This window comes from Geminisphaera colitermitum TAV2 (assembly GCF_000171235.2).
Lineage (GTDB): Bacteria > Verrucomicrobiota > Verrucomicrobiia > Opitutales > Opitutaceae > Geminisphaera > Geminisphaera colitermitum.
The window spans coordinates 122,042-131,985 of sequence record NZ_ABEA03000176.1; the positions used below are offsets into that span (position 1 = coordinate 122,042).

Annotated in this window: 8 protein-coding genes; 4 read left to right on the plus strand and 4 right to left on the minus strand. The window is 60.0% G+C overall.

Translation table 11 applies throughout. The features are described 5' to 3' along the window. Window positions 1-3 precede the first annotated feature (3 nt). The 4 genes from OBACDRAFT_RS20630 to OBACDRAFT_RS20640 all read right to left on the minus strand — a co-directional run bounded on the left by OBACDRAFT_RS20630 (window position 4) and on the right by OBACDRAFT_RS20640 (window position 3,422). The gene (locus tag OBACDRAFT_RS20630; protein ID WP_043588815.1) at window positions 4-975 is read right to left on the minus strand and encodes an AAA family ATPase; all 972 of its coding nucleotides are present in this window, start codon (window positions 973-975) and stop codon (window positions 4-6) included. 382 nt (window positions 976-1,357) lie between these two features. Beyond that, window positions 1,358-2,368, minus strand: a complete 1,011-nt coding sequence (locus tag OBACDRAFT_RS20635) for a formylglycine-generating enzyme family protein (RefSeq protein WP_043588764.1) — start codon at window positions 2,366-2,368, stop codon at window positions 1,358-1,360. Window positions 2,369-2,401: 33 nt separating this feature from the next. Further along, entirely contained in the window at window positions 2,402-2,650 is a 249-nt protein-coding gene (locus OBACDRAFT_RS28680; RefSeq protein ID WP_157837226.1) for a hypothetical protein, read from the minus strand. Between the two features lie 34 nt (window positions 2,651-2,684). Next, window positions 2,685-3,422 (minus strand): hypothetical protein, encoded by a 738-nt coding sequence (locus tag OBACDRAFT_RS20640; protein WP_043588765.1) that lies wholly within the window; start codon window positions 3,420-3,422, stop codon window positions 2,685-2,687. Between the two features lie 646 nt (window positions 3,423-4,068). Between OBACDRAFT_RS20640 and OBACDRAFT_RS20645 the strand changes: the two genes are divergently transcribed. The 4 genes from OBACDRAFT_RS20645 (at window position 4,069) to OBACDRAFT_RS20660 (ending at window position 9,922) form a co-directional block, all read left to right on the plus strand. Further along, complete coding sequence (locus OBACDRAFT_RS20645) at window positions 4,069-4,935, plus strand: NAD(P)-dependent oxidoreductase (protein ID WP_052362317.1); 867 nt, start codon at window positions 4,069-4,071, stop codon at window positions 4,933-4,935. A 348-nt stretch (window positions 4,936-5,283) separates the two neighbouring features. Beyond that, a complete protein-coding gene (gene dnaB, locus OBACDRAFT_RS20650) occupies window positions 5,284-6,717 on the plus strand; it encodes a replicative DNA helicase (protein WP_043588766.1) in 1,434 nt (477 codons plus the stop codon). Window positions 6,718-6,733: 16 nt separating this feature from the next. Further along, a complete protein-coding gene (gene bamA / locus OBACDRAFT_RS20655; RefSeq protein ID WP_232767474.1) occupies window positions 6,734-9,154 on the plus strand; it encodes an outer membrane protein assembly factor BamA in 2,421 nt (806 codons plus the stop codon). Window positions 9,155-9,229: 75 nt separating this feature from the next. Continuing rightward, complete coding sequence (locus OBACDRAFT_RS20660) at window positions 9,230-9,922, plus strand: OmpH/Skp family outer membrane protein (protein ID WP_043588768.1); 693 nt, start codon at window positions 9,230-9,232, stop codon at window positions 9,920-9,922. Window positions 9,923-9,944 lie beyond the last annotated feature (22 nt).

Consider the following 9,944-nt stretch of genomic DNA (forward strand, 5'->3'; position numbering starts at 1 on the left):
GGGCTATGTTGGCGCTTGGATCGCGCCTAGGATGCGCCGGAGGACGGCGGTGATGGTGCGGCGTTCTTCGAGGGCGTCGGAGCCGGGGCGGACGAGACCGAGGCGGTGGGCGAGGACGGGCACGCTCATGAGTTGCACGTCCTCGGGGATCACGAAATCGCGTCCGTGGAGGAGCGCGCGGGCTTGGGCGGCGTGCTTGAGCGCGAGGCTGCCGCGCACGGAGATGCCGGCCTTGAACTCGGACTCGGTGCGTGTGGCACTGATGATTTTGAGCACGTAGTCGAGCACGCTGTCCTCGATGAAGACGTGCGAGGCGAGGGATTGGAGTTGGAGGATGTCGGAGCGGGAGACGACGGCGTTGAGCGTGATGCTGTCGTAGGAGGTGCGGGGGGCGCGGAGGATTTCGAGTTCGTCGGCGGCATTGGGATATCCCATATGCAGGCGCATGAGGAAGCGGTCCATCTGGCTCTCGGGGAGGGGGAAGGTGCCTTCGTAATCGACGGGGTTTTGCGTGGCGAAGACCATGAAGGGCGCTCCGACGGCGTGCGTCTCGCCATCGACGGAGACTTTGCCGCGGTCCATGACTTCGAGGAGCGAGGATTGGGTTTTGGGCGTGGCGCGGTTGATTTCGTCGGCAAGGACGACGTTGGCGAAGACGGGGCCTTTTTTGAAAACGAACTCTTTGAGTGTTTCGTCGTAAATGGCCACGCCAGTGACGTCGCTGGGGAGCAGGTCGCTGGTGAATTGGATGCGCGAGAAGGCGCAGTCCATGGAGCGCGCAAGCGAGTAGGCAAGGGTGGTTTTGCCGACGCCGGGCATGTCTTCGATGAGGAGGTGTCCACCGGCAACGAGGCACACGAGTGCCTGTTCGATGACGTCGTCCTTGCCCTTGACGGTGAGGCGCATGTTGGTCCGCAGCCGGTCAAGGATTTCCTTGGCGGCAATGACTTCGGCTCCTGAGAAAAAGTCGCTCATGCGCACTACCGTGGCGGGCGTTTTCGCGCCCGTCAAAGGAAGTTCAAAGGAAGTTGGGGCAAGCAAATTTCGGGTTTGGACAGACGCGGGCAAATGGGGGGGCAAAAAAAAGGGGGAGGGCAACCCGAATAGGCCGCACTCCCCTGTCCTTCGTATGGATAGCTGAGGTTAGATGGGGAACCACGAGAGGCACAGAAGACAGGGCATCCTTGATTTGCATTCCTATGCGACCCGGCCCTCCGTTGCCTCCGTGGTTAAGTGCCTATGGAGGGCGGGTCTCCCGACCCGCCGACGGTGCGAAGCACCGCCCTTCCGTTTTTTTTTCGGATGGGCGCGGCTGCGCCGCGTCTGGCGGGTCAGGAGACCCGCCCTCCGTTACCAATCAGCGGCGACGACGCACGCTCACATAGGCGAGGATCGCCAGCCCAGCCAGCGCGGCGTACGTGGCGGGCTCGGGCACGGACGCAAGGCTGGCCAATGCCGCTACACGAAAACCGACGCCGCTGCCCTCGACGGCGGGGTCGTAGCCGTAGAAGCGCGCCGAGGAGGCGAGGAACGTCCCGTCGGTGCCGCACGAGCCGCCACGCACCAAACGGTCATTATCGGAAATAATAGCATCGTTCCATTCATACACGTTTCCGCCCTGCTGGAACGTCCCGTAGAACGAACCCGCTCCGGATACCAGGTCGTAGTGGTCCACAGGCGCAAGGTAATCAGGGCCGGGCATCGCATAGCCTCCCCTGTAATAGTTCGCCGTGCTCTGGCTCAAGGTGCCTGTCACCGGATTCGTGCGATACGTGCCGTCTCCGTTGTAATACGCGGCCTTATACCACTCGTCCTCGCTCGCTATCGCCCACAGCGTCCCGGGGATCTGGTCCAGCGTGCGCGTCACGCTCAGACCGTTGTCCGGCGTCGCTGTTCCTCCGGTCAGGTTGTAAACCCCGGTCTCCGTCGTCCCGGTCGTCAGCCAGTTCGTGAACCGCGCCGCATCGTAAAACGACACAAAGTTCACCGGCTTCAGGTCAAAGTTGGCCTTCACCTCGTAACGGCCCGAACTGCTGTTCCACGTGATGCCGCCGGAAACGTCGCTGCTCATGTTGCTGCTGTAGAGCGACAGCGTGTTCGCCCCGCTGCTGTCCACGGCGTTCAGGAACGCCGCATACTGCGCGTTCGTCACCTCATACTTCCCGATCTGATATTCGTAGCCCACCGAGCCATAGAGCGAACCGGTAGCGGGGTCCGCAACGTTGCCAATGTCGCCCACCGTCACGGTCGAGATATTGATAGCGGCGGCTTCGAGATGCGTTGAAAGGAGCGCGACGGTCGCCGCCGCTCCGAGTTTAAGAAAGACACGCGGAAGCGTGACTGTATTATTTTGCTTTTGGCTTTTCATAGGTGCGGGAAAAAGGGATTGAGACTTTCAAATTCAGGATACGGAGCGGCGGCATCCTGCCGCCGGATTGGGGCTAAACAAAAGTGGCGCGGGCGTCCCGCCCGCATTCCGATGTAGCGCAGGCGTCCCGCCTGCCATCTTGTCTATTGCGCGAAGCGCGGTGACTTTTATGGAGTGCGGCGCTTCGCGCAGCAGACTGGATTGCAGGCGGGACGCCTGCGCTACATCGGATTGCGGGCGTTTGGGATTGGCAACAAAAGCCCGCGCCACTCGGAATATCATTTGGGTTTCTCATCGTGCGGGAGAATGAGAGAAATCAACCGGTGCCTTCGGAGTGTTCGGCGAGGTAGGCTTTGGCGGCTACGTCTATAATGTCGCCGGGGATGCCTACGTGGTTGCCTTTGGCATATCCAAACACCTGCACGCGCCACATCTGCGGTGTGTCGGTGGGGAGGGGGGTGGGGTCTTTGAAGGGGCTTTCGTGCACCACGTGCTCGGCGTCGAACTCGCCCGTGCCGTGGTCGATCTTCACCATGAAATATTGATAACCGGCTTTGGTGAGTTTGATGGTGAGTTGATTGTGGTCGATCAGGGCTTCGTATTGGGGTTTGGCTCCGGTGGCCGCTCCGGGTGGGTGTTTGGGCAGAGGGTTGAGGCGCAGGAGGTCTTTTATCGCCTGATCGAGTTTGCCGCTCCGGTTGGTGAGGATGTCGTCGCACAAGGCGATGGCCAGGGGGTAGGCTCCGGCATCGGCGCTTTGAGTGGTCTGGGGGCCGGTGTCGGTGGTGGTGGGGCGCACGTAAACGTGTTGGCCGATGGGGTTCCAGGCGGCTTCGTTTTTGTTGGCGGTGCGTTCTTCGGCCAGACTGCGGGCGGCTTGATGGTAGCGGTGGGTGTCGGTGAGTAGTTGCGCGGCTTGCACCAGAGGGGTGACTTTTTGCCCGATGCCGAGCAGGTTGGCCACGGAGGGCAGTTGTTGCGCAAGGTTGGTGAGCCATAGGTAGGCTTCCGTCTCGGTCGTCGGCAGGTAGTTGCGGGCCAGGTGGTTGCTCATGAGTTTTCCTTGGGTTGGGAGTTATGGTTGCGGTCAAAAGAGGCAAAATGAGCCCTTCGGGACGCCGTTTCTGGCGAATGGGACGTCGTTTCCCGATGATGGGACGTCGCTTCCCGATGATGGGAAGCCGTCTCCCGATGATGGGACGTCGCTTCCCGATGATGGGAAGCCGTCTCCCGATAATGGGACGTCGCTTCCCGATAATGGGAAGCCGTCTCCCGATGATGGGAAATCGCGTCCCGTTCCGCCATCATCCCGTCCGGACATGGTACCCCCTTGTTTGGGTGTTCTATGCTGACACAGCTTAAGCTAAGCTTGGGAGCTTGGGAGCTTGGGAGCTTGGGAGCTTTGTGTAGTCCCGTATGTCGCGTTTAAGCTCATTTTCAAGCAGTTAGCGGGTTTGGCCCAAGTGGTTTCGGTTATTCGTTGATCCGGTGTGCGCGTCCCTGACGCAAATGTGTGGAGGAAAAAGGCGGGCTCAGATCATCGCGTCAAGTCGTTTTATCTGCCTGACGCGGATATCTTGGGTAATTTTCCCCGCAGCGCAGGCGAGATGCCTGCGCCAGTGCGCCCGGCACGAAACAACAGCGCGTCCAAGGGAAGTTGGGATTGAAAATCAAGGCCCAAGCTGGAAGGGCTGGAGCGCATGACAACAACAGCAACTAAGGGAACAATCGCAGCGGCGGGCAAAACGGTGGGGGTTTTGGGGCTGGGCATCATTGGCAGCGTGTGGGCGCGGCATTACCACGCGGCGGGCGTTCTCGCCGGGGCGTGGAATCGCACGCCGTCGATGGAGCCGTTCCCGCAAGGGTTGCCCACCCCCGAGGCCGTGACGTCGGTGGCGGATGTCGTGCAAATCGTCGTGGCCGATCCGCCTGCGGTGCAGGGCGTGATCGAGCGCATCGTGCCCGCGTTGGGGCCGGGCAAGGTGGTCGTGCAGTCGAGCACCATCGACCCGGAGAGCAGTTCGCGCTTCCGCGAAGCCGTGCTCGCCGCCGGGGCGCGTTACTTGGAAGCTCCGTTTACGGGAAGCAAGCCCGCCGCGGAACAGCGGCAGACGGTTTTTTATTTGGGCGGCGAGGCGGACCTGATCGCGGAGTTGGAACCGTTGCTCGCGCTCATATCCGGCACGCGGTTGCGCATTGGCGACAATCGTCAGGCCACGCTCCTGAAACTGGCCATGAATCTGAACCTCGCCATTCAGATGGAGGGGCTGGGCGAGGCGCTCACGCTGGCGCGACGCGCTGGAATCAGCGACGACACCTTTTTTGATGCCATGTCGCGCAATGTCGGCAATTCCGGCTTGGTGAAACTCAAGGAGCCGAAGTTGCGCGGTGCGGACTTCGCCCCGCAGTTTTCCGTGAAACACATGCACAAGGACATGCGTCTGGCTGTCGGCACGCGGGAGGCGGCGGGCTTTCCGTTGCTGGCGGCGGTGCGCGCGCGGCTTGGAGAAGCCGAGTCGGCAGGGTGGGGGAACGATGATTTCGCGTCGTTGATCCGCTTGTTGTGAACTGAGATTGTTGAGACTGAGCGTCCTCGTTGTTTGCGCTGTTAGTCCCGCTTTCCAAGACCAACCGCTAATGGTCGCGAATGAGCGCGAATAAAACCAAGGCGCATGAGGTTTTAATTTTAACCGCAAGGAACACAACGAGCGCAAAGAAGGTAAGAATCCACAAATTCTGCCTTTTTATTCGCGCTCATTCGCGACTATTCGCGGTTGGTCTTGGAAATTGTTGACCGGAGGAGGGGGGGGCAGACGAAAGGGTGGGAGAAGGCGAGAGGGAAACATTTTTGAGGATTGTATTTTGTCAGTTGCCAGCGCTTCGCCGGGTCTCTCGCATCTCCGGCTTCCGTTTTCATGCCAGACGAGTTCAATAACGCATCCTCCGCATCCTCCCGGCGCTTTCGCCGCGACAAAGATGCATTCGACGCCCCCCCCCCCCCCGGAGCGTTGATTGGGCGCGTTCTCCCGCACTCCACCGAGGCCGAGGAATACCTGCTCTCCTGCTGCCTGCTCGACGGCGGCGACGTCATCGCGCGTTGCCTCGAAGGCAAAATCACCGCCGCCGCCTTTTACGTGCCGGCCAACCGGGTGGTTTTTGAAAAACTCATCGACCTCTACAACAAAGGCGCGGCCATCGACATCGCCGTCGTGGCCGAGGAACTCAAAACCAGCCGCCAACTCGACGACATCGGCGGTTACGCCTACCTCACCCGCATCAGCGGCTCCATCCCGACCACCGCGCAAGCCGGTTACTTTATAGAAAAAATCCGCGAGCTTCACATGCTCCGCGAGATCATCCGCGCCGCCACCAGCGCCGTGGAAAATTGCTACAGCTACAGCGGCGGCCTTCAGGAATTCGTGGACAAGGTCGAGCAAGACATCTTCCGCGTCACGCAGGAGCGCGTCGGCGACGGCGCCCGCCCCATGCGCGAACCCACGATGGAAGCCATGACCGTCGTGAACAAAATGTTCATGCGCAAAGGCGAGCTCACCGGCGTGAGCACCGGTTACAAAGACCTCGACCGCTTCATGTTCGGCCTGCAAAAACAGGAAATGATCGTCCTCGCCGGACGCCCCTCCTGCGGCAAGACCTCGCTCGCCATGAACATCGCCGAGCACGCCGCCCTCCCCGCCGGAGGCAGACAAGGCGTCGGCGTCCTCGTTTTCTCGCTCGAAATGTCCGCCGCGCAACTTGCCCTGCGCCTCCTCTGCAGCCGCTCGCGCGTCAACATGCACCTCCTGCGTGACGGACTCCTCTCCAAAAATGGCGACGACCACCAGCGCCTCCTCCACGTCGCCAACGAATTTTCAAATTCCCCCCTCTACGTCGATGACAGCAGCGGCCTCACCATCATGGAACTGCGCGCCAAAGCCCGCCGCCTCGCCGCCCGCCAGCCCCTCGGCCTCATCATCATCGACTACCTCCAACTCCTCTCCCCCATTGACCCCAAAGTCCCCCGTGAACAACAAGTTGCCGAAGCCTCGCGCGGCATGAAAGCCCTCGCCAAAGAACTCGACGTGCCCGTCATCGTGCTCGCCCAGCTCAACCGCGCCGCCGAAAAAGAAAACCGCACCCCCCGCCTCTCCGACCTGCGCGAATCCGGCTCCATCGAACAAGACGCCGACGTCGTCCTCATGCTCTCCCGGCCCAAGGACGCCGACGAAAAATTCCAAGTCGCCGGCGACAAGATGGAGTTATACGTTGCCAAGAATCGAAACGGCGAGGTAGGGGAAACAACTCTGACATTCCTGAAGAACATCACGCGCTTTGAAAACTACACTCCGTAACCCCTTTGTGAGCTACGTGTCCCGCACTCGCCTCGCCGCCGTCTGCGCCCTCGCGGCGCTGGCCGCCATCTCCAGCCTCGCGCCTGATGCCGCCGCCCAGGCGCCCATGCAGGAGCCCACCATTGCGGTCACACCGCAGCCCGGAGGGCCGCGCGTGGGCACCATCACCGTCAAGTTCGTCGGCGCCGCCAACGTCAACGAGCAAGTCGTCCGGGCTAACATGCAACTCAGCGAAGGCACGCTGATCGACGAAGCCCTCATCGACCGCGACATCCGCGCCCTCTACCGCACCGGCCAGTTTGAGTTCATCGAATTCAAACGCGACACCCGCGACGGAGGAAAAATCGTGGACCTTCTCGTTGAACTCACGCCCAAGTTCCGCGTCCTCCGTGTCGATTTCACCGGCCTCGACCACATCACCCGCAAACGCCTCGAACGCGAAATCAAAACCAAACCCAACCTCGCCCTCGACGAACGTCAGGTGAAGGAAGACGCGCAAAAACTAAAAGAATTTTACCAAAAATCCGGCTACAACCAAGCCACCGTCTCCTACACCATTGACCGCGACCGCAACACCGGCTTCGGCACCGTCGCCTTCACCATCCACGAAGGCGACAAAGTCAAAATCAAGAGCGTCAACTTCAGCGGCAACGAGCACCTCACCACCAAAAAACTCCGCAAGGTGATGGACACCCGCAAATGGAACATCTTTTCTTGGATCACCGACACCGGACGCCTCCGCGACGAGACCTTTGACTCCGACCTCGAAAAACTCCGCGACGCCTTCCGCGAAGAAGGCTTCCTCGACGTCGAAATCGACCCCGCCAACATCCGTTACGACTACCCCACCACCTCCAAACTCGTCATCACCATCCCCGTTGTCGAAGGCCGTCAGTATTTCGTCGGCGACATCAAGATCACTGGCAACACCCTCTACACCACCGACGAACTCCGCGCCACCCTGCGCCAGACCACCGGCAAGATCTTCGCCCCCTCGCTCATCGACAAGGACGCCCGCACCCTCGAAGAAGACTACGGCAAAGACGGCTACATCGACGCCCGCGCCCGTGTCATCCGCCGCCCCAATCTCACCACTGGTGCCATTGACCTCGAATACGAACTCACCGAAAGCGAGAAATTCCACGTCGAGTCCATCAAGATCGAAGGCAACACCAAGACCAAGGCCGTCGTCATCCTGCGCGAACTCGCCATCGGCCCCGGCGAAGTGTTCAACATCCAGCGCATGAACATCTCCAAACTCCGCTTGGAGAACACCCGCTTCTTCGAGGAAGTGAACATGACGCCCGAAGCCACCAACATCCCTGGCCGCCGCAACCTCAAGATCGCCGTCAAGGAAGGTCGCACCGGCAACCTCACCTTTGGCGCCGGCTTCAGCACCCTCGACAGCGTCATCGCCTTTGCCGAAATCACCCAATCCAACTTCGACCTGTTTAACCGCAAATCTCTCTTCCAAGGCGACGGACAAAAATTCCGCATCCGCCTCCAGATCGGCTCCCGTTCCAACGAGGCCATCATTTCCTTCGAGGAACCTTGGCTTTTCGAGCGCGAACTCGCCCTCGGCTTCTCCCTCTACCGCACTTCGACCGACTATGATAACCAGCTCTACAACGAAATCCGCACCGGCGCCAACGTTTACCTCCGCAAGCGCCTCATCGAGCTGATTGAAGGCAAACTCGGCTACACCCTCGAATCCGTGCAGATGAAGGACATCGACTCCGATGCCCCCGCCAACCTCCGCGAAGAAGAGTCCAAGGGCAACCAGATCGTCTCCAAGCTCAGCTTCCAACTCCTGCGCGACACCCGCGACCGCCTCATCAACACCACTCGCGGCAACCGTGTCGAATTCACCACCACCAAAGCCGGACTCGGAGGCGATGCCGATTATTACAGTCTCGAACTCCGCGCCTCCCAATACATAAAAACCTTCGAGACCCTCAACCAAGTCTTCTCCGTCATCGGTCGAGTCGGCGTCATTGACGGCAGCGAAATCCCCTACTTCGACCAATACTTCCTTGGCGGTCCCAGTTCCCTGCGCGGTTACAAATACCGCAAAGTCGGCCCCAAGCAGGGTGACGGCAAGGGTGGTGGTTATCAGGACGCCAGCAACCCCCTGTATGGACCCGGCTCAAACGGCTACGGTGAACCCCTCGGAGGCAACACCTACGGCATGATCAGCCTCGAGTACACCTTCGACATCGTGGAGCCCCTGCGTTTCGCCATCTTCTACGACGCCGGTTTCGTCAACCGCGACTCCTACGATTTCAGCCCCTCGGATTACAATGACAACATTGGCATTGGCATCCGCATCATGATCATGGGCGCGCCGCTCAGTCTCGACTACGGCATCCCGGTCACGAGCGACAAATTCAACGACAGTGGTGGACAATTTAATTTTTCTTTTGGCACTCGTTTCTAAAACCGCTGTCTTCACCGCCTTCCACTTTCCCGGCCGTTTATCCAACACAACTCATATCGACCTACTAAGAACACTATGAAAAAGCTAATCAGCTCCATCATCGCGCTTGCATCCTTCGGCCTCATGGCCGCTTCGGTCAGTGCCCAGCCCGCCCTCAAGATTTTCTTCATCGACATGGCCAAAGTTTACGATGGCCACTACGAGACCGAGGAGCAAAACGCCAAGCTTCAGGGCGAGGAGAAAAAGGCTCAGGACGAGATCCAGCGCCTGAACAAAGAGGGCAACGATCTTGTGGAGCAGCTCAAACAGATGCAGGAGGACGCCAAAAACCCCGCCCTCAGCGTCGAGGCGAAGAACAAGCTGCAAGCCGATTTCCAAGCCAAGGCCGAGGAAATCCAGAAGAAGAAGAACGAAGTGCAGGGATTTGCGCAAAACGCCCGTAATTCCTTCCAGCAGCGCATCAAGGCATTCCGCGAAGTGATGCTTGAGAAGCTCAGCAAAACCGCCACCGAGGTCGCCAAGCGCAAGGGCGGCACGATCCTCATCGACAAGTCTGGCCCGACCCTGCTCGGCATTTCCCCTGTCATCTATTTTGATCCCGCCTACGACATCACCGAGGAAGTTTCCAAGGAAGTGAACAAGGGCCGTGGCAGCAGCAGCAGCAGTTCCAGCGCCTCGCCTGCCAAAAGCAGCAGCAGCGCGACGAACACCAGCAGCGGCAGTTCGAGCGGCAGCAGCTCAGGCATCTCATTCCCTGGCGCCAAGTAAGTTTCCGACGTGCGGGCGGGTG

Excerpts from the sequence above, each read along its gene's own strand:
- OBACDRAFT_RS20635 (WP_043588764.1), bottom strand. The coding sequence starts at position 2,368 with ATGAAAAGCCAAAAGCAAAATAATACAGTCACGCTTCCGCGTGTCTTT.
- OBACDRAFT_RS20645 (WP_052362317.1), top strand. The coding sequence starts at position 4,069 with ATGACAACAACAGCAACTAAGGGAACAATCGCAGCGGCGGGCAAAACG.
- dnaB (WP_043588766.1), top strand. The coding sequence starts at position 5,284 with ATGCCAGACGAGTTCAATAACGCATCCTCCGCATCCTCCCGGCGCTTT.
- OBACDRAFT_RS20640 (WP_043588765.1), bottom strand. The coding sequence starts at position 3,422 with ATGAGCAACCACCTGGCCCGCAACTACCTGCCGACGACCGAGACGGAA.
- OBACDRAFT_RS28680 (WP_157837226.1), bottom strand. The coding sequence starts at position 2,650 with ATGATATTCCGAGTGGCGCGGGCTTTTGTTGCCAATCCCAAACGCCCG.
- OBACDRAFT_RS20630 (WP_043588815.1), bottom strand. The coding sequence starts at position 975 with ATGAGCGACTTTTTCTCAGGAGCCGAAGTCATTGCCGCCAAGGAAATC.
- OBACDRAFT_RS20660 (WP_043588768.1), top strand. The coding sequence starts at position 9,230 with ATGAAAAAGCTAATCAGCTCCATCATCGCGCTTGCATCCTTCGGCCTC.